Source organism: Caloranaerobacter ferrireducens (assembly GCF_001730685.1).
GTDB lineage: Bacteria > Bacillota > Clostridia > Tissierellales > Thermohalobacteraceae > Caloranaerobacter > Caloranaerobacter ferrireducens.
Map to the genome: position 1 here is coordinate 27,890 of NZ_MDJR01000001.1, position 19,178 is coordinate 47,067.

Annotated in this window: 18 protein-coding genes; 15 read left to right on the forward strand and 3 right to left on the reverse strand. The window is 28.7% G+C overall.

What is annotated here, in order from left to right; translation table 11 throughout:
• Positions 1 to 56: 56 nt before the first annotated feature.
• Positions 57 to 287 carry a DUF1450 domain-containing protein gene (locus BFN48_RS00140; protein WP_069648862.1) on the reverse strand — a complete coding sequence of 77 codons (231 nt, stop codon included), beginning with the start codon at positions 285 to 287 and terminating at the stop codon, positions 57 to 59.
• A gap of 125 nt (positions 288 to 412) precedes the next feature.
• On the opposite strand from BFN48_RS00140, the gene BFN48_RS00145 reads away from it, so the two are divergent.
• From BFN48_RS00145 to BFN48_RS00155, 3 genes are all read left to right on the forward strand, one after another.
• Positions 413 to 1,690, forward strand: a complete 1,278-nt coding sequence (locus BFN48_RS00145) for an ATP-binding protein (RefSeq protein ID WP_069648863.1) — start codon at positions 413 to 415, stop codon at positions 1,688 to 1,690.
• Positions 1,687 to 2,520 (forward strand): DNA-binding domain-containing protein, encoded by an 834-nt coding sequence (locus BFN48_RS00150; protein WP_069648864.1) that lies wholly within the window; start codon positions 1,687 to 1,689, stop codon positions 2,518 to 2,520. Before BFN48_RS00145 ends, BFN48_RS00150 begins: the two co-directional genes overlap by 4 nt.
• A 127-nt stretch (positions 2,521 to 2,647) precedes the next feature.
• Positions 2,648 to 3,922, forward strand: coding sequence for a dicarboxylate/amino acid:cation symporter (locus tag BFN48_RS00155; protein WP_141706095.1), 1,275 nt, complete (start codon positions 2,648 to 2,650; stop codon positions 3,920 to 3,922).
• Positions 3,923 to 3,924: 2 nt separating this feature from the next.
• Here BFN48_RS00155 and BFN48_RS00160 read toward each other — a convergent pair whose 3' ends face one another.
• Entirely contained in the window at positions 3,925 to 4,281 is a 357-nt protein-coding gene (locus BFN48_RS00160; RefSeq protein ID WP_069648866.1) for a hypothetical protein, read from the reverse strand.
• A gap of 261 nt (positions 4,282 to 4,542) precedes the next feature.
• Here BFN48_RS00160 and xylF point away from each other — a divergent pair, with 261 nt between their 5' ends.
• From xylF to BFN48_RS00205, 9 genes are all read left to right on the forward strand, one after another.
• A complete protein-coding gene (gene xylF, locus BFN48_RS00165) occupies positions 4,543 to 5,625 on the forward strand; it encodes a D-xylose ABC transporter substrate-binding protein (RefSeq protein ID WP_083238712.1) in 1,083 nt (360 codons plus the stop codon).
• Between the two features lie 102 nt (positions 5,626 to 5,727).
• A complete protein-coding gene (locus tag BFN48_RS00170; RefSeq protein WP_069648867.1) occupies positions 5,728 to 7,266 on the forward strand; it encodes a xylose ABC transporter ATP-binding protein in 1,539 nt (512 codons plus the stop codon).
• Complete coding sequence (locus BFN48_RS00175) at positions 7,259 to 8,410, forward strand: sugar ABC transporter permease (RefSeq protein WP_069648868.1); 1,152 nt, start codon at positions 7,259 to 7,261, stop codon at positions 8,408 to 8,410. Before BFN48_RS00170 ends, BFN48_RS00175 begins: the two co-directional genes overlap by 8 nt.
• A gap of 86 nt (positions 8,411 to 8,496) precedes the next feature.
• Complete coding sequence (locus BFN48_RS00180; protein WP_069648869.1) at positions 8,497 to 9,453, forward strand: substrate-binding domain-containing protein; 957 nt, start codon at positions 8,497 to 8,499, stop codon at positions 9,451 to 9,453.
• A complete protein-coding gene (locus BFN48_RS00185; RefSeq protein WP_069648870.1) occupies positions 9,443 to 10,840 on the forward strand; it encodes a sensor histidine kinase in 1,398 nt (465 codons plus the stop codon). Before BFN48_RS00180 ends, BFN48_RS00185 begins: the two co-directional genes overlap by 11 nt.
• Before the next feature lies 1 nt (position 10,841).
• The gene (locus tag BFN48_RS00190; RefSeq protein ID WP_069648871.1) at positions 10,842 to 12,374 is read left to right on the forward strand and encodes a response regulator transcription factor; all 1,533 of its coding nucleotides are present in this window, start codon (positions 10,842 to 10,844) and stop codon (positions 12,372 to 12,374) included.
• 62 nt (positions 12,375 to 12,436) lie between these two features.
• Entirely contained in the window at positions 12,437 to 12,697 is a 261-nt protein-coding gene (locus tag BFN48_RS00195) for a hypothetical protein (protein ID WP_069648872.1), read from the forward strand.
• A gap of 213 nt (positions 12,698 to 12,910) precedes the next feature.
• Positions 12,911 to 14,245, forward strand: coding sequence for a type I glutamate--ammonia ligase (glnA, locus tag BFN48_RS00200; RefSeq protein WP_069648873.1), 1,335 nt, complete (start codon positions 12,911 to 12,913; stop codon positions 14,243 to 14,245).
• Positions 14,246 to 14,327: 82 nt separating this feature from the next.
• Entirely contained in the window at positions 14,328 to 14,897 is a 570-nt protein-coding gene (locus BFN48_RS00205; protein WP_069648874.1) for an ANTAR domain-containing response regulator, read from the forward strand.
• Positions 14,898 to 14,924: 27 nt separating this feature from the next.
• Here the strand turns inward: BFN48_RS00205 and BFN48_RS00210 are convergent, their stop codons facing one another.
• Positions 14,925 to 16,646 carry a 5'-nucleotidase C-terminal domain-containing protein gene (locus BFN48_RS00210; protein ID WP_069648875.1) on the reverse strand — a complete coding sequence of 574 codons (1,722 nt, stop codon included), beginning with the start codon at positions 16,644 to 16,646 and terminating at the stop codon, positions 14,925 to 14,927.
• 169 nt (positions 16,647 to 16,815) lie between these two features.
• On the opposite strand from BFN48_RS00210, the gene BFN48_RS00215 reads away from it, so the two are divergent.
• From BFN48_RS00215 to BFN48_RS00225, 3 genes are all read left to right on the forward strand, one after another.
• Positions 16,816 to 17,424: a hypothetical protein gene (locus BFN48_RS00215; protein WP_069648876.1), complete on the forward strand. Its 609-nt coding sequence runs from the start codon at positions 16,816 to 16,818 to the stop codon at positions 17,422 to 17,424.
• Positions 17,425 to 17,456: 32 nt separating this feature from the next.
• Complete coding sequence (locus BFN48_RS00220; RefSeq protein ID WP_069648877.1) at positions 17,457 to 17,717, forward strand: hypothetical protein; 261 nt, start codon at positions 17,457 to 17,459, stop codon at positions 17,715 to 17,717.
• A 76-nt stretch (positions 17,718 to 17,793) separates the two neighbouring features.
• Entirely contained in the window at positions 17,794 to 19,089 is a 1,296-nt protein-coding gene (locus BFN48_RS00225; RefSeq protein WP_069648878.1) for an NAD(P)H-hydrate dehydratase, read from the forward strand.
• Positions 19,090 to 19,178: the final 89 nt, after the last annotated feature.

The following is a 19,178-nucleotide window of genomic DNA, read 5'->3' on the forward strand; positions in this document are numbered from 1 at the left end:
CTTAGTTACGGCTAAGAGATCTTTTTTTATAATCTATAGTAAATTATATTCCTAAATTACAAAATATAAGATTTTATCTCTTCAAACAAGTCTTCAGGTGTATCAGCTTGAACAATTTCTCCATTTATTAGAGCAAAAGGTGAAGTAGAACAATCATCACAAAATCCAAGACATGAGACAACTTCAATTTCAATATCATCATCTATTTCATTCTCTAACATTTCTATAATTTTATCTGTTCCAAAACTGAAGTTATTTTCACAGAATTGAATTTTGTAATCAGCCATTATATTACCTCCTCAAAAGATTATAGTACTAGTATGGCTAAACAATTTAAAACTATACTAGTATGATTTTTTTCAAAATTTTAAATTTATGTTAATATGAATTTATATGATATAGAGGTGATTGTATGGTGAAAATTAAAAAAATGTTTTTTCTGGCTCTTAGTGTTACACTTATATCGCAATTTTATTTTAGTTTTATAGTTGAAAATTTTAGAATATCTCTTGCAGTAATAATTTTTACTTTTGGACTTTTTTGGTATAAGAGTTTGGATCCTATTGTTACATCGATAGTTACAAGTTTAACTGTATTTTTATTTAGATATTTTTTGCTATTAATTAGTCATTTGAGTTTTGAGCAGAGTTTTGCTGTGAATTATCCTGTGTTATTTTTCTATACGATATTTGGAATTTGTTTTCATATATTTGATTTAAAAAATAAGGAAAAAAATTTCTTGTTGTTGTTTATGGGGGTATTGGCTTGTGACCTTGTTGCAAATTTTTGTGAAATACTGTTGAGATTAGATAAAATAACTTTAAATAATATTGCAGCAGCTGTAAAAATATTATTTTTAGTTGCTTTGGTTAGAACCTTTATTTCAATATCATTACTATCAGTTATAAAGTATTATAAACTATTGTTGATAAAAGAAGAGCATGAAGATAGATATAGAAAATTGGTTTTATTAACATCTAGTCTTAAAAGTGAGATATATTTTATGAAAAAAAATATTGATTATATAGAAAAGGTAATGAATAATTCATTTAAGTTATATGAAGCAATTTCTAATGATAAAACATTAAGTCATTTGAAAAACTTATCACTTTCTATAGCTAAAGATGTACATGAAATTAAAAAGGACTATATTCGAGTTATAAAGGGTATAGAAGAAACTACTGTAAGAAAGATTGAATATTCAAGTATGAGTCTTAAAGATATTTTTTATATATTGCATGAAAGCACTAGACGATACTTAGAAAATGAGAATTTGAATATAAATCTAATATTTCAAGTAGGGGATAATTTTAAAACAAAAGAGCATTATCATATTATTTCGCTACTTAGAAATTTGATTAATAATTCTATTGAAGCTATTAACAAAACAGAAGAAAATGGATTTATAATGGTAGTTCATTATAAAAAAGACGGTTATCATATATTTAAAGTTTATGACAATGGTGAAGGGATTAGGGAAAGAGATATGAAAAACATTTTTGATCCAGGCTTTTCTACTAAGTTTAATCCAGAAACAGGCGACTTAAATAGAGGCATAGGGCTTACATTAGTTAAAGATATGGTAGAGAATTATTTTAAAGGTAAAATAACAGTAAGCTCAAAATATAAAGGTGGAACTGTTTTTCAAATTTCAATACCAGAAAAAGTATTGGAGGTTGATGAGAATTGAAATTTTATATTGTTGAAGATGATTATAGTGTAATTAGAGTTATTGAAAATATTATAGAAGATAAGGAATTAGGCGAATTAGTCGGATATTCGCTAAGTGGAGATGATGTAGTAAATGAAATACTTTTAAGAAGACCAGATATTGTTTTAATAGATTTGCTAATGCCAGATAAAGATGGAATACAAGTAGTAAAGGAAATTAGAAGTTATAATAACCAAATAAAATTTATCATGATTTCACAAGTGTCTTCAAAGGAATTGATAAGTAAAGCTTATAGTGCAGGGATTGATTTTTTTATAAGTAAACCAGTTAATGTTATTGAGATAGTAAAAGTAATAAAAAATGTTTCAGAAAAAATAAAGATGGAGAGAACATTAAAGGGAATCAAGCATATGTTTGAAGATTTAGAGTTAAATAGTCAGAGATATAAAAAGCGAGATAGAGAAGTAAAGATAAAACTTATATTGAGTCAATTAGGAATCTTAGGAGAAAAAGGAAGTAAGGATATAATTGATATTTGCAACTATATACTTAGCAATAATTTAAAACCTTCTAATATTAAAATTAGTGACATTTGTAGTATTTTGAGTAATAGCCCAAAAGCTATGGAACAAAGAATTAGGAGAGCTATTAATAAAGCATTAGTTAATATAGCTAATTTGGGTTTAGAAGACAACTTAAATGATGTTTTTGTTAGATACTCAAATACTTTATTTGACTTTGAAGATATAAAAGCAGAAATGGATCTTATTAGAGGAAAGAGGACTATAGGTGGTAAAATTAAAGTTCTTAAGTTTATAGAGGGATTATTATTGTATAGTGAATTTTAATAACTTTATACATTCATTTTTAAGAAAATTCTGTGTATATTTTTGTATTATTTTGTATTTTAGTGATTGCTACCCCCTATAATTATTACAAAATATTAATATTAAAAGTAGAAAAGGGGGAAATGGTGTGAAAAGTAAAACTAGTCTTACTCAAAAAATACTAATTGGTTTAATACTTGGTGTATTTTTTGGGATTATTCTAAATAAGCTGCCAGCAGGTTATATCAAGGATACAATAATTATCAATGGTATATTAAGATTAGTTGGTGGGATTTTTATTAATTCTATTAAGATGCTAGTTGTACCTTTAGTATTTGTTTCATTAGTTGTTGGAGCTTCAGCTATAGGAGATGTAAATAAACTTGGAAGAGTTGGTGTTAAAACTATAGCTTTTTATTTAATAACTACATGTATTGCAATAACACTCGCGTTGATTGTGGCAAATATAATAGATCCTGGTATAGGATTAGATTTATCTAATGTACTTAAAAAAGAGCCTACAATTGGAACTGCTAAATCATTTGTTGATGTTGTAATCGATATGGTTCCTAGAAATCCAATAGCTTCACTTGCAAATGGTACTATGCTTCAAATAATAATATTTGCATTATTGACTGGTGTAACTATGGCTCTTATAAGAGAAAAAGCACAACCAGTAATTGATATTTTTAATTCTCTAAATGAAATAATGATGAAAATGGTAATGATAATAATGTTAATAGCACCATACGGAGTTTTTGCACTTATTACTAAAACTTTTGCAACTGTTGGTTTTGATGCAATGGTTCCATTGTTAAAATATATGATAGCTGTTATATTAACACTTTTAATACATGCAAGCTTGACTTATATGGGGATACTAGGGGGATTAGGCAAGTTAAATCCTTTACAATTCTTTAAAAACTTTGCACCTGCAATGAGTGTTGCATTTTCAACAGCTTCAAGTAATGGTACATTACCAGTTACAATTGAAACAGTAGAACAAAGATGTGGAGTTTCTAAAAATATAGCTTCATTTACATTACCACTAGGTGCAACAATAAATATGGATGGAACTGCTATAATGCAGGGGGTTGCTGTAATTTTTATTTCTCAAGTGTATGGTATTGATCTTTCATTACAAGCATTTCTAACAGTTATATTGACTGCAACATTAGCTTCAGTAGGTACTGCTGGTGTACCAGGAGTAGGGCTTATTACTTTATCAATGGTACTTCAATCTGTAGGGTTACCAGTTGAAGGTATTGCATTAATAATAGGTATAGACAGATTATTAGATATGTGTAGAACAGTTGTAAATATTACTGGAGATGCGGTTTGTACAATAGTTGTTTCAAAATCAGAAGGAGAATTTGATGAAGAAAAGTATTATGCTAAGAATAAAGAAGTTGAGGTAGCATAAAACTACTCTTTAAGAACATCTAAGATTGCTAAAAGTTTTTTTAAATCCTTTAATAGTTTTTCTGAATCTTCTTTTTCGACATTATTTAAGTGTTTATAAATAAAACTAATAAACACACGGTAATATGTTTCATTATCAGAATCTTCAAGATGATAGTGCGTTTTAAGTATTTCATAATCGATTTCTTTAAATAGCTTGATTATATCCTCCATTGTTTGGAGGATATATTTTTTTTTAGTATCCATATTGTTACTTGCTTTTTTTAGTATGTTTATCTTTTTTTCAAGCATTAAAATTGCATTATTAACTTCGCTTTTATGTACAACTTTTTTCTTCTTAAATAATTTTTTAAGAAGCATCTAATCTTCCTCCTGTAAATTGAGTCTTATAATTAATATAATATTTATTATGAAATTTAGTGTTACTCAAAAAGGAAAAAAGAATAAAATTCTTACTTTTTTTGTTGTTCTATTATTAGCAGGTCAAAAAAGTCAAGAAACTATTTTTCTGAAGATTTAATATTAGCTTTATTATGAAGAAACTGGACAAATATTTACTAATATACCATGCTATAATGAAACTCGAGGAAAACATTTTCAAAACTTTGAGGAGGGGATTAAATGGTATTAAGAAAACTAAAAAAAGCTACTGCACTTGTTGGGGTTTTAGTTTTAACTACAGGTATTTTTGCAGGATGTTCAAGCGACAATACTAATAAGTCATCGGATGCCAACAAAGATGATGAAATAGTAATAGGGTTCTCAATGGACACATTAAAAGAGGAAAGATGGCAAAAAGATAGAGATACTTTAATGGCAAGAGCTAAGGAATTAGGAGTTAAAATTTTAATTCAAGCGGCTAATGGAGATGATAATAAGCAAATAGCACAAGCTGAGAATTTGATCTCACAAGGTGTAGATGTACTTATGGTTGCACCTCATAATGCTGAGGTTGCGGCAACTATTGTTGAAGCAGCACATGAAGAAGGTATACCGGTTCTTTCATATGATAGGTTAATTAAAAATTCAGATGTTGATGTTTATGTATCTTTTGACAATGAGAAAGTTGGAGAATTGCAAGCTGAATATATAACTAAATTAGTGCCAAAAGGAAATTATGTTTATATAGGTGGTGCTCCAACAGATAATAATGCACATTTATTTAAAAAAGGTGCAATGAATATTTTAAAGCCACTTATTGAAAAAGGAGATATAAAATTAGTATATGACCAAATGTCTAAAGACTGGCAGCCTTCAGAAGCACAAAAGCATATGGAAAATGCTTTAACAGCTAATAAAAATAATATTGATGCAGTAATTTGTGCTAATGATGGTACAGCTGGTGGTGCAATATCTGCATTATCAGAACAGCAATTAGCAGGAAAAGTGCCTGTAACTGGACAGGACGCAGAATTAGCAGCTTGTCAAAGAATAGTTGAAGGTTTGCAAACAATGACTGTTTATAAGCCAATACCAAAATTAGCTGAAACTGCATTAGATGTTGCTATTAAATTAGCTAAAAAAGAAAAGGTTGAAACGAATGCTACTGTAAATAATGGTAAGATAGATGTTCCATCAGTACTTCTTGAGCCAATAGTAGTTGATAAAGATAATATGATGGATACTATTATTAAAGATGGATATCATCCGTATGAAGAAGTGTACAAGAATGTACCTGAAGATCAAAGACCAAAGCAAAAATAGTTTGAAAAATAAAAGAGGTTATGCTATTAACCTCTTTTCTAATTACAAAAGATTAAAGGTAAGTTACAGTTTTTCTTTTCTATTTTGGAGGTGTCCTTAAATATGAGTGAATATATTTTGGAAATGAAGGGAATTACTAAAGAATTTCCTGGTGTTAAAGCACTAGATAATGTTAATTTTAAAGTAAAAAAAGGAGAAGTACATGCCCTGTGTGGAGAAAATGGAGCTGGAAAATCTACTCTTATGAAGATTTTAAGTGGTGTATATCCATACGGTACTTATAAGGGCGATATAATTTTGAAAGGCGAAGTCCAGAAATTTTATGGCATAAAAGATTCAGAAAGAAAGAAGATAGCGATAGTATATCAAGAACTTGCATTAGTTCCTCAAATGACGGTGGCTGAAAATATTTATCTAGCTAATGAGCCATTGAAATTCAAAGGGACTACTATAGATGATGATAAATTAAATTATATGGCAAAAGAGTTATTAGATAGATTAGGGATTGATATAAATCCTGTAACTAGAGTAAGTACTTTAGGAGTAGGAAAGCAGCAATTAGTAGAAATAGCAAAGGCTTTATCTAAAGATGTTGAGGTTTTAATTCTAGATGAGCCGACAGCGGCTTTAACTGAAACAGAAGTAGAAACTCTTTTTAGAATAATTAAAGAGCTTAAGAATAAAGGTATAACTTTTATAATAATTACTCATAAATTAGAAGAAATTTTCCAGATAGCTGATACAGTTACTATATTGAGAGATGGTCAAACTATAGATACTTATCCTGTTGAGGAATTAGATGAAGATACTATTATTAAAGGCATGGTAGGTAGAGAATTAACTGAGAGATATCCTAAAATTTCTCATAAAGGTGAGGAAGTTATTTTAGAAGTAAAGAATTTTACTGTTTATGATCCTAATATGCCTCATAGAAAACTTGTTGATAATGTATCTTTTAAAGTTAAAAAGGGAGAAATATTGGGTATTTCAGGATTGGTAGGAGCAGGTAGGACAGAATTAGTTATGGGTATTTTTGGTGCATATGATGATTTAGTCGAAGGAGAGATATTTTTAGAGGGTAAAAAAGTCGAAATAAAATCTCCAAGTGATGCAATAAAACATGGTTTAGCATTAGTTACTGAAGACAGGAAAGGTAATGGGCTTATTCTAGATCAAAGTATTATGATGAATACTACGTTAGCAGCATTAGATAAGGTAATGACAAAAGGTATATTAGATGAAAACAAAGAGATATTTTATTCAAAGAAATATGTAGAAGAGTTAAAAGTAAAAACTCCATCATTAGAGCAAAAAGTCGGTAATTTGTCTGGAGGAAATCAACAGAAAGTAGTTTTAGCTAAATGGCTTATGACTAATCCTAAAGTATTGTTTTTAGATGAACCTACAAGAGGTATAGATGTAGGTGCTAAATATGAAATATATAATATTATGAACAAGTTAGTTGAAAAAGGTGTAGCTGTAGTTATGATTTCATCAGAGCTTCCAGAGATATTAGGAATGTCAGATAGAATATTGGTAATGCATGAAGGTGAGATTAAGGGAGAACTTGATAATGAAAATGTTACACAAGAAGAGATAATGTATTATGCAACGGGAAGGGGACGAGCGATAAATGAGTGATGTTTTAACAAAGAAAAAAGAGAAAAGACATGTAAATATAAGAAAGTATACGATGGTAATAGCTCTTGTTACTATATGGGTATTGTTTACGTTTTTAGATAAGAGTGGAACATTTTTGACACCTAGAAACTTATCGAATTTATTTAGACAAATGGCTGTAACAGCTGTATTGGCTATGGGTATGTTTATGATATTAGTAGATTTGCACATAGACTTATCACTTGGTTCTTTAGTTGGTTTAACAGGTGGAGTTGCTGCATTATTAATGTATAAAGTTGGTTTAAATCCGTTCTTAGCAGTAATATTAACATTGATATTAGGAGCGATATTAGGTGCAATAACAGGTTCTTGGGTTAATGCAGGAGTACCAGCTTTTATAGCTTCATTAGGAGGAATGCTTGCATATAGAGGAGCTATAATGGGGCTTACAAGAGGAGAGTCTATACCAATAAGCCAAGCTTCTTTTAGATTTTTAGGAACTGCATATTTACCTAAGTCTATTGGACTTGTGTTAGGGATTATTGCTTGCATAGTAATAATATTGAGTACTTTTAAAAAGAGAAAAGATAGAATGAAATTTGGATTTAAAGTAAAACCATTAGCAGTAGAATTAATATATTTAGCAATATATGTAATAGCTATTATGCTGTTTGTTTTGGTTATGAATTCATATAAGGGAATACCTGTACCTATTATGATAGTATTAGTACTTGCACTTGTTTTGAATTTTATAACTACAAAAACTAGGTTCGGTAGACAGGTATTTGCAATAGGTGGTAACAAAGAGGCAGCAAAGCTTTCTGGTATAAATATCAAGAGAAGAACGCTTCAGATATTTATAATATCAGGGCTTATGGCTTCTATAGCAGGGATTTTATTAACTGCTAGATTGGGAACAGCAACAACTGATGCAGGTAATGGGTTTGAGTTAGATGCCGTTGCTTCATGCGTTATAGGAGGTACTTCATTATTAGGTGGTGAAGGTACTGTACTTGGTGCAGTATTAGGAGCTTTAGTTATGGCTTCAATAGACAATGGTATGAGTATATTAAATACAGAGGCTTATTGGCAGTTAATAGTAAAAGGTATTATATTAGTAGTGGCAGTTTTTGTTGATATATACACTAAAAAGAAAAGTAAATAAATGAAATAAGTGTTATAATATATATACAGCAATTCAATGGACCCTGATAGTTTTCAGGGTCTTTAGTATATATTTTGGAGGATGTTATGAAAAAATATTTTGTAATTTTCACCATATTTTTATTATTAGTAGTAGGTTTTATAAGTTTAACATCTTTAATAAAATGTTATTATTTAACTTTTAAATATCAGAACTATGATTTTCTAAAAGAAGGTAAATATCATTTTATTCTTGTATTAAAAGAAGATGATGTGTTTTGGAATAAAGTAGTAGATGGTGCAAAAAAAGCAGCTAAAAAATATAATGTGACATTAAGCATATTAAAAGAAGATTATTTTGATATAGATAATCATTTAGATTTAATTGATAGAGCAATAGAATCTTCTCCTGACGGAATTATTTCTTATGCATTAAATGAGAAAAAATACGAAAATATTGTAAATCGTTCAATAGATAAAAAAATACCTTTTATAACTTTAGACGTTGATGTTCTGAAAAGTAAAAGAGATGCTTTTATAGGTACGAATAATTATTATACAGGGATAGTGCTGGCAAAAAAGTTAATTAAATCGATAGATAATAAAGGTGATATAGGTATCGTAATGAACAGTGAGGAAAATAGTTTTATGTTAACAGGAATATATGGTGAAGTTTCTAGATATGATAGTGTATCAATTGTAGATACACGTTACATTGATACAAAACGAGTCAATACTTACAAAGTTATAGAAGATATGGTTATAAATAATAGAGAATTAAAGGGAATTATATGTATTGATCCTTATGCAACTTTTATGGCAGGACAAGTAATTGTTAGGCAAAATAAGGTTGGTAAAATCAAATTAGTTGGAATGGGAGATTTAGAGGGTACCTTAAGGTTTATTAAGAAAGGAGTAATAGAAGGAACAGTAGTTAGAGATCCGTATAAAATGGGTTATAAAGCCGTAGAAACTATGTATAAAATAAAGGAAGAAGAATTTATAGATGATACTATTTTTATTGAGTTGAAATATATTAATAAGGGGTCATTAGATGAAAAGTAGCTATATTTCTATTAAGAAAAAATTGATTATTAGTTATGTAATAATAATTATTGTTTTAACTTGTTTAAGTGGTTATATTTTATATACTAATTCTATTCTTACTAAAACATATAATAGCTTTATTGAAAGTATGTTAATGTTAAACGAAATACAAAGTTATTTAGGAGATAGCAAAAAAAATCTGGACAAGCTATTGTTGACTAGATCTACAAATTATATTGATTTAATATATTCATCTATTGACGAAGCTAGAGAAACGATAAAAAAATTTCAAGAAACTAATATTACAGAAGATAATTATATGATAACTAAGGACTTGTTGAATTTACTAAATAGTTACGAAAAATATAGTGAAGAAACTTTTAGGATAGCGCTATCTTCCGCTGATGAAAGATATATTGAAAATTATAATAATTCGAATAAAGTATATGGATATATATTCAAAGCTTTAGAAGAGATTAATTATAATCTATCGAAAAGTGGGTTTGAAAATTACAGTATTATGATTCAGCACAACAATAGATTATTTAATATATTGATATTTATGTTGGGAATAGTTCTATTTGGAAGTCTAGTATTTGCTTATATATTCTCTATTAATATGGTTAAAAGTATAAATAAATTAACTGAAGCAGCAAAAGAAGTCTCCAAAGGAAATTTTGATGTGGGAATTATCGAAATAGAGAGTAATGATGAATTAAGCATTTTGGCAAAAGCTTTTAATAAGATGATTAACAATATTAGCTTTCTTTTAGATGAAATTAAGAAAAAAGCAGAGTTGGAAAAAGAAGCACAGTTTTTAGCTCTTCAATCACAGATTAATCCTCATTTTCTATTTAATACGTTAAATGTTATTGCGAAAATGTCGTTGTTAGAAGGTGGGGAAAAGACATGTGATTTAATTGAATCGCTATCTGACATACTAAGGTACAATTTAAGAAAAATTGATAGCAGTGTTAGAATATATGAAGAGTTAAAGAATGTTGAAGAATATGTAAATATACAGCGAATTAGGTTTTTAGATAGGATAGAGTTTTGTAAAGATATTGATGAAAACGTGCTAAAATATTATATTCCCGCTTTGACAATACAGCCTATAGTAGAAAATGCTTTTATTCACGGTCTGGAAGGCAAGGAAGATAAAGGGATAATTGAGTTATCAATAAAAGATGAAAATGAGTATATCAGGATAGAAGTGAGAGATAATGGTAAGGGTTTTGACTTTGATAAAGGCATTGAGAAACCTAAAGGGCATACAACTGGAATTGGTTTAAAAAATGTTAAAGAGAGATTGAATATATTTTTTAAGGGTAGAAGTCAAATGTATATGAAAAATAGAGATCAAGGAGCTATTATAGGAATACTAATACCAAAGGTGGGAGAATAAAATGTATAGATTGCTAATAGCAGATGATGAGCCTATAGAGAGGGAAGGATTAAAACTTATTATAAATAAGAATTTTTCCAATATTGAGATTGTAGGGGAAGCCAAAAATGGTAGGGAAGCAATAGAGTTAGTTGAGGAGTTAAGACCTGATATTTTATTTTTAGATATAAAGATGCCAGGAATAAATGGTATAGAAGCAGCTAAAGAGATAAGAAGAAAATACAAGAATTTAAGAATAGTTATATTATCAGCTTATGATTATTTTGTATATGCCAAGGAAAGTTTTAGTTTAGGTGTTTATGATTATCTTTTAAAACCAGTAAGAAGAGTAAAATTGATTGAGACTTTAGAAAATATAGTTAAAGAAATTGAAAAAGAGAGGCTTGAAAGGCAAGAAAAGCTGAAATTAAGAGAAGAATTATCTGATATAAAGAATATGCTTGAAGAGAAGTTCGTAACTATTATTTTAGAGGATGGATTGCAATATGAAGAAAAAATAAAGAATGGAATTGATATATTAGATATGACATTTGATTCGTATTATGTATTAGTGATAAGTACAGAATCTAGGATAAATAGTGATATGGTATCAAAACTTTATGATGAAGTTTATAGATATTTTAAGCATAGAGAGAAATGTATAATATCGAAATATAATAATAATATTTACGTGTTAGTAGAAGTAGAGAATACAAGTGGGATTGAAATTAAGAAAATATCTTATGATAAAGCAAAAAAAATATATAGTAGACTTATTGAAAAATATGACATAGATATTAGGATTGGTGTAAAAGTAGGTAGAGGATTAAGTAGCCTTAATAAAGTAATCATAGAAGTAAATAAACTTATTATTAGTACAAAAAGTAAAAATATTGTAAGTGAATTTTATGATAAGAATGAAGAAAATTTGCTTGAAATAAAAGAAGAATATCAAAGAATATTAAATTTAATTAAAGGAATAGTTAATGGCGATAAAGAATCTTTAATAGAGTTGGATAATTTATTAGAAATATTGTGCATTTCAGAGAGTAATAAAAAAATAAGTTTATATGAAATTATAAGTATTTTAAGATTTTTAATATTTGAGAAAAGAGGAAAGGTGTATTTTTGTGATTTATTATCAAAAGATAAAGATATCGATTTAGATTCATATAATATAAAAAATATTATAATTGAGGAATTAAATAAGTATTTTATTGAGATTAGCAATCAATCACATGAAATTGTGGAAAGAGCAAAGGAATATATTTATAAGAACTATAATAGAGATATAAAATTAGAAGATGTAGCTGAGGAAGTATCAGTTAGCCCCTATTATTTTAGTAAGCTTTTTAAAAAAGAAATGGGTAAAAATTTTATTGATTTTTTAACTGAACTAAGAATAGAAGAAGCTAAGAAAAAATTAGATACAGGTATGTCTATTAAAGCAGTAGCTAGGTATATAGGCTACAATGATCCTAATTATTTTAGTAGAGTTTTTAAGAAAATAACGGGGATGAATCCGAAAAGTTACCAGAAAATTCTTAAAAAATAAATTATCTTTTCTAATTTCACTCTAAACTTTTGACACTACGTATATATAAGAGGGGGGAGTTTATGAAAAAATCAAATTATATACTTTTATGGGCAATTGCAATTTTTTTATTAGCAGTTGCATATTTGTTACTTGATAAAGCAGTAGGTTTTAAGCCAATATTTAAGGAATATGTAGTGGGATGGGGAACTTTAGCATTAATAAATGCAGGTTTAGCACAAAGTAAACATAAATCAGGATTCTTTTGGTTTTTATTATCCTTGCTGTTAGGTCCAATTGCAACTTTCTTATTGGTTTTAACTGGAGAATTAGATAATAAATAAAGTATTACTACTTTACAGAAATTGTTTCAAAAAATTCTTTAATAAATATTGACAAAATTTCGGTATTTTGATAATATCAAAACATATTTAAAAGGATATACTAGTTTAGTAGGCAAAGGCGTCTACAAATAGGAGGTTATAAACCTCTTGTTTGTTGACGCCTTTTTCTTTTTTAAACTCGAATATATTAAAAACAATAAAGGAGTGGGTAAAATGAAGAGAAGATATAGTAAAGAAGATGTATTAAAAATTTCAAAAGATCTAGGAGTTGAATTTATACATCTACAATTTACAGATATTTTTGGGGTAATGAAAAGTGTGGCAATAACTATAGAACAATTAGAAAAAGCTTTGAACAATGAGATTATGTTTGATGGTTCTTCTATTGATGGATTTGTAAGAATTGAAGAGTCAGATATGTATTTAAGACCAGACCCTTCAACTTTTGTAGTTTTCCCATGGACTACTCAAGTAAAGGAAGCAAGATTAATTTGTGATATTTACGATAAGAATGGAAATCCTTTTGATGGATGTCCAAGGAATGCATTAAAAAGAGTATTAAAAGAAGCTGAAGAAATGGGATATAAGTTTAATGTAGGTCCTGAATGTGAGTTTTTCCTCTTTTATACTGATGAAAAAGGGAATCCTTCATTAATTACACATGATAATGCAGGCTATTTTGATTTGGCACCTGTAGATTTAGGGGAAAGTGCAAGAAGAGATATGGTTTTAATATTGAAAGATATGGGGTTTGAAATAGAAGCTTCACATCACGAAGTAGCTCCAGGACAACATGAAATTGATTTTAAGTATGATGATGCTTTAATGACTGCAGATAATATTATGACTTTTAAAATGGTGGTTAGAATTATAGCGCAAAGACATGGATTGCATGCGACATTTATGCCTAAGCCTATAGTAGGGATAAATGGTTCAGGTATGCATACAAATATGTCTTTAGCAGCATTAGATGGTAGCAATGTATTTTATGATGAAAATAACGAATTAGGGTTATCAAAAGTTGCATATAGTTTTCTTGGTGGTCTAATTAGGCATAGTAGAGCTTTTACAGCAATTACAAACCCAACGATTAACTCATATAAAAGATTAGTGCCAGGCTATGAGGCTCCAGTATATGTAGCATGGTCAGCTAGCAATAGAAGTCCATTAATTAGAATACCAGCTAAAAGAGGTAATTCTACTAGATTAGAATTGAGAAGTCCAGATCCTTCAGCAAATCCTTATTTAGCTTTAGCTACTATTTTGAAGGCTGGATTAGATGGAATAAAGAAAGAAATTAAGCCACCTGCTCCAGTTAACGGTAATATATATAATATGAGTGAAAAAGAGAGGAAAGAACAAGGAATATTAAGTCTACCTTCAAATATATATGAAGCTGTAAATGAGTTATCTAATGACGAAATAATTAAAGAAGCTTTAGGAGAACATATATATGATAGATTTGTTGAAGCAGTAAAATTAGAGTGGAAAGAGTATATGACTCGTGTTACTCAATGGGAAATCGAAAAGTATTTAACAAAATTCTAATTTAAAGGAGCGCAGCTGCGCTCCTATTTCAAAATATAATATAATGATATAATAATTATAAAGGTTTTGATGAGGTGGAAATATGATAAGGCAAAGTATTATTGTTGTTAGTAGCAATGATAAACTTAGAAATGTACTTAGTGGGCTACTTAAAAAAAGAGGATATTCTATTTATGAAGCTAGAGATGGTGCGAGTGCAATAAGGCTAGCTAGAAGTTTAAAGCCTCATCTTGTTTTAATGGATTTTAATTTGCTGGGAGCAGGAGCCTACAATACAGCTAGAATAATAGAGGATGATGATCTATCATCGGTTATTTTTATTACAGCAAATCCAGATAAAAATTTTATAGAATTACTTAAAAATATGACTATTTATGCTTATATTACTAAGCCTATAAATCCATCTCAATTATATCAAATAGTTGAGTTTTCACTTATTAATTCTAGTAAGATTAAGGAACTGAAGATTAAAGTAGATAAACTAGAAAATAAGCTAAAAGCAAGAAGGAAAATAGAAAAAGCCAAAGGAATTATTATGCATCTATATAATATTAATGAAAATGAAGCATATACATATATGAGAAAAAGAAGCATGGATAGATGTATTACTATGGAGCAATTAGCTGAGGAAATATTAAAGAATAGTGAGTAAAGGCAGCCTTCTTAGGCTGCCATAGTTTTAAGCAATCTTAGGTAATTCAAATATAACTGAGCTTACATTTTTACTAACGTCAGTAATTCTACCTTCAACTTTTGGTGAGATTATTGTATTATTTCTTACGTTTTCAATTAAAGCATCTCTTAGTAGTATGAAAGTGTTAGTCCACTCAATTTCTCTTAATGTAACAAATCCATCTTGTCCTCCAGATAGGAAATCATTTGTTGCAACTGTGTAAGTTTTATCCATTTCAATAGGAGTACCATCTTCTAAATAAATGTCAATTACTCTTTCGCCTTCTGGTTTAGTTGAATCATAAGTGAATTTCATTCCTGATATTTGCAACATTCCTTTATATAGAGTAACACTTTGCTCTAATATAGCTTTTATTTGAGCACCAGTCATTTCACCAGTAACAATTGTATTGTCAAATGGCATAACTTCGAAAATATTACCTACAGTTATATCACCAGCAGTGAAATCAGTTCTAATACCACCTGCATTTGTAAATGCTATTTGAACACCAGCTTTTTCTCTCATTACATCAGTCATCCAGTTACCCATAGCTGATTCGTTATTATAGTCTCTTACAATATCAGTTTCAGCTTTACCTATTACTTCTCCGAAAATAGGTTCTAATTCTACATTATATTTATCTACCATAGCTTGAACTTCAGCGTTTGGTTCAACATTAAGATTACCTTTTCTTACTTCTATTAATTCTATATTATTGCCAACAACTTTCTTTGCTCTAGTGTCATAGTATAGAGTTATATGACCAATCATTCTACCGTGCTTATAAGCCTCAATAACAGGTATACCATTTATTATACCTGCAACTTGCTTATGGCTGTGTCCACCAATAGCTGCATCAGCTCCAGTTACACCTTTTGCTAAATCAGCCAATTCACCAGTTATTTCCTTTGTTTCTTTATCTTGTACTGCTGGTAAATGACCTAGAAGTATTATTATTTCAGCACCTTGTTGTTTAACTTCAGGTATTAATTTGTTGCAAATTTCAACAGGATCTTTAAATTCATATGAGCCAACATAATCAGCATGAGCTGTGATTGCAGTTTCAGGAGTTGCTAAACCTATAATACCTATTTTCACGCCATTTTTTTCGATAATAGTATATGGTTTAGCCCAATCAACTGGCTTTCCATTTTCATAGATATTTGCAACTACAACATCAAATTTAGCATCTTTTAACGTATCTAATATTGTTTCAATTCCCCAGTCGAATTCATGGTTACCTATTGTCATTGCATCAAAGCCTATCATATTCATCATTTCAACTACAGGTTTACCTCTTAATAAGTTAGACATTGGAGTGCCTTGGAAAGCATCACCTGCATTTAATATAACTGTTCCTTCAGGATTCATATTTTTATAATACTGCATATAAGCTGCAAATTTAGCAGCACCTGCTTCATATCCACCTTCTAATTTTCCATGAAAATCGTTAGATGTTAGAATGTCAATTCTTTTAATAGTTGATGGAATAAGTATTTTTTGTCCAGGGAAAATAAGATGTGGATTTTTCATTTTATTATATTCAGCAATTTCTTTCCAATCAAAGCCATAACTTCTTGCTATTTTCCAAAGAACATCTCCAGATTTAACTATGTAGGTTTTTGGATTTGTATCAAATCCTTCAGCGTTGATTAGATTAAACGGTACTATTAGAGTTACTAGAAGTGTAAGTACTAGGATTAAATTAAGTCTTTTAAGTTTTTTCATGAAAATCCCCCTTTTTAATTTAGTCATTTAGTAATTTCTGCAAAAACAACTAAAATCCTTCAATAAAGTATATTAATTTTTGAGTTTATATATTATTAATTATTTAGTAGCAGTAACCTATTTAACAAAATAGGCAAAATATTGTATAATCAATCTGGGAGGAGTTTATATGTTCGAAAAAGATATTGACATAGATTATGAGCTGATTATTAAAAATAAAGTACCGATATTAACAATGGACAATGATTGGAAGAAAATATTCGGTAATTCTAAGAATAAAGATATCAATAATTATAAAAATATTTTGAATGATTTAATTAAAGAGCAAAGAGAGTTAAGTAGAAGATTAGTACAATTAAAAACTAAGAAGAAAAAGCTTATGGCAATGATTCTGAATTTATCGCATGAAATTAATAATAATAGTAATAGTAGAGCAGTAGAAAAATTAGATGAATGTCAAAGTGAGATACATACAATAAATGAAGAAATAGAAACTTATACATTTAAATTAGAAATGTTGCCTAAAGAAATTAGAGCAGCAAACTTAAGTTTATTAAAGGCTACTATAAAAGTTGCATATAAGGATATAAAATCTAATCAAGAAGAATTAAATTCATTATGTAGTCAAATAGATGAATTGAGGGAAAAATTGAAGAATTTAATTGAAACTAAACATGAAAAGGAGGAAGCTATAAATAAGACTTATAGTTTTTTGCATGGAATTTTAGGTAGTAAAGAAATGGAAAGATTGGATGCTGAATTGTTGTATAGCAAATAAAATATTCTGTTAAGAAAGGGAGTTTATGATTTATGAAATCTATTATGTTGATTTTGATATTGATTAGTGGCTTAGAAATATTTTTTAGCATTTTTACACATTTAATAAGTTTTATTATTTCTATGTTCAAAAAGAATTATAATATGAGTCAGAAAATGAAGGATGCTATTAAGTTAGTATCAGTAGCGATTTTTATGGTATCTGTATTCTATTTTTTATTAGAATTTGTAAAAGTAATGGCAAAATTGTTTAATATTCCATTGGATAAAGGTATATTGGATATTTTTAAATAGATTTAAAGCGGCTTAGGCCGCTTATTTCAATAAGAACAAAATTTTCGATTTAAATAAATTTTAAGGGGATGGAATAATGATTAAAGGTAATGGAATAGATATAATAGAGATAGATAGAATAGAAAAAGCTATAAAGAATGAAAAATTTATTGAAAGAATATTTTGTGAAGAAGAAAGAGATTACTTTTTAAAAAGAAGTATGAATGTAAAAACAATAGCGGGTATGTTTGCTGGAAAAGAAGCAGTTAGCAAAGCATTAGGTCAAGGAATCAGAGATTATAAATGGACTGATATTAAGATATTACATGATAGCTTAGGTAAACCGTTTATTGTTCTGTCGGGCAATGCTGAAAATATAGCAAGAAAATTGGGGATAGAGAATATTCAGCTTTCAATAAGTCATTGTGATACGTATGCTGTGGCTTTTGCTATTGCAGAAGGAAAAAGAGAGTATAAAGATATAATAAAAATAGAAAAAGGAGTTAAAAATAAGATAATGACAATAGATAAAGACATGGTATCTAGAATTATCCCAAGAAGAAAAGCTTGTTCGCACAAAGGTACATACGGTAGAGTAGGTGTATTAGCAGGAAGTTTAGGTATGACTGGGGCAGCATATTTAACTTCTACTGCATGTTTAAGAAGTGGAAGTGGTTTGGTATATCTGTTTACTCCAAAATCTTTAAATAAAATTCTAGAAATAAAAACTACAGAAGTAATAACTGTTCCAGTTGAAGATAATGATAAAGGACATTTTTGTATAGAAGGATTGGAATACATTTTAAAAACTATCGAAAAAATGGATGTATTAGCTATAGGACCAGGATTAGGAGTAGATTCTGAAAGGACTGAACTAGTTAAGCAAATATTATTAGGTTATAAAAAAACTGTTGTTTTGGATGCTGATGGAATTAATTGTTTGGTTAATAGTGCAGAAGTATTTAAACAAAGAAAAGGAAAAACAATTATAACTCCTCATCCAGGTGAACTTTCTAGATTACTGGGCATAAGTATTGAAGAAATAGAATCTGACAGAGTAAAGTATGCTCAATTTACTTCAAAAAAATTTGGAGTTATTACAGTTTTAAAAGGAGCCAATACAGTAATTAGTAGTGAAGAAGGTAAAGTTTATATCAATACTACTGGCAATCCAGGTATGGCAACGGCAGGGAGTGGAGATGTTTTAACAGGTATAGTTACAAGTTTTATAGGTCAAGGAATTGAATGTTTAGCTGCAACTGTCGCAGGAGTTTATGTACATGGTTTGGCTGGTGATTTAGCAAAGTATGATAAAGGTGAATATGGTTTGATTGCTACAGATATTTTAGAGAATATTCCTTATTCTATAAAGTCTTTAATTTATAATCCATAAGGAAATTATATTCTTTATTAATTATGGTTAATTTTTGAATATAATTTCTGTTTATGGATTTCAATAAAATCTTCCTTAATTTATTTAAA

What these genes read in the sequence shown, in the direction of transcription:
- BFN48_RS00140 (WP_069648862.1), bottom strand. Translation starts at nt 287, where the DNA reads ATGGCTGATTACAAAATTCAATTCTGTGAAAATAACTTCAGTTTTGGA.
- BFN48_RS00145 (WP_069648863.1), top strand. Translation starts at nt 413, where the DNA reads ATGGTGAAAATTAAAAAAATGTTTTTTCTGGCTCTTAGTGTTACACTT.
- BFN48_RS00160 (WP_069648866.1), bottom strand. Translation starts at nt 4,281, where the DNA reads ATGCTTCTTAAAAAATTATTTAAGAAGAAAAAAGTTGTACATAAAAGC.
- xylF (WP_083238712.1), top strand. Translation starts at nt 4,543, where the DNA reads ATGGTATTAAGAAAACTAAAAAAAGCTACTGCACTTGTTGGGGTTTTA.
- BFN48_RS00170 (WP_069648867.1), top strand. Translation starts at nt 5,728, where the DNA reads ATGAGTGAATATATTTTGGAAATGAAGGGAATTACTAAAGAATTTCCT.
- BFN48_RS00175 (WP_069648868.1), top strand. Translation starts at nt 7,259, where the DNA reads ATGAGTGATGTTTTAACAAAGAAAAAAGAGAAAAGACATGTAAATATA.
- BFN48_RS00180 (WP_069648869.1), top strand. Translation starts at nt 8,497, where the DNA reads ATGAAAAAATATTTTGTAATTTTCACCATATTTTTATTATTAGTAGTA.
- BFN48_RS00185 (WP_069648870.1), top strand. Translation starts at nt 9,443, where the DNA reads ATGAAAAGTAGCTATATTTCTATTAAGAAAAAATTGATTATTAGTTAT.
- BFN48_RS00190 (WP_069648871.1), top strand. Translation starts at nt 10,842, where the DNA reads ATGTATAGATTGCTAATAGCAGATGATGAGCCTATAGAGAGGGAAGGA.
- BFN48_RS00195 (WP_069648872.1), top strand. Translation starts at nt 12,437, where the DNA reads ATGAAAAAATCAAATTATATACTTTTATGGGCAATTGCAATTTTTTTA.
- glnA (WP_069648873.1), top strand. Translation starts at nt 12,911, where the DNA reads ATGAAGAGAAGATATAGTAAAGAAGATGTATTAAAAATTTCAAAAGAT.
- BFN48_RS00205 (WP_069648874.1), top strand. Translation starts at nt 14,328, where the DNA reads ATGATAAGGCAAAGTATTATTGTTGTTAGTAGCAATGATAAACTTAGA.
- BFN48_RS00210 (WP_069648875.1), bottom strand. Translation starts at nt 16,646, where the DNA reads ATGAAAAAACTTAAAAGACTTAATTTAATCCTAGTACTTACACTTCTA.
- BFN48_RS00215 (WP_069648876.1), top strand. Translation starts at nt 16,816, where the DNA reads ATGTTCGAAAAAGATATTGACATAGATTATGAGCTGATTATTAAAAAT.
- BFN48_RS00220 (WP_069648877.1), top strand. Translation starts at nt 17,457, where the DNA reads ATGAAATCTATTATGTTGATTTTGATATTGATTAGTGGCTTAGAAATA.
- BFN48_RS00225 (WP_069648878.1), top strand. Translation starts at nt 17,794, where the DNA reads ATGATTAAAGGTAATGGAATAGATATAATAGAGATAGATAGAATAGAA.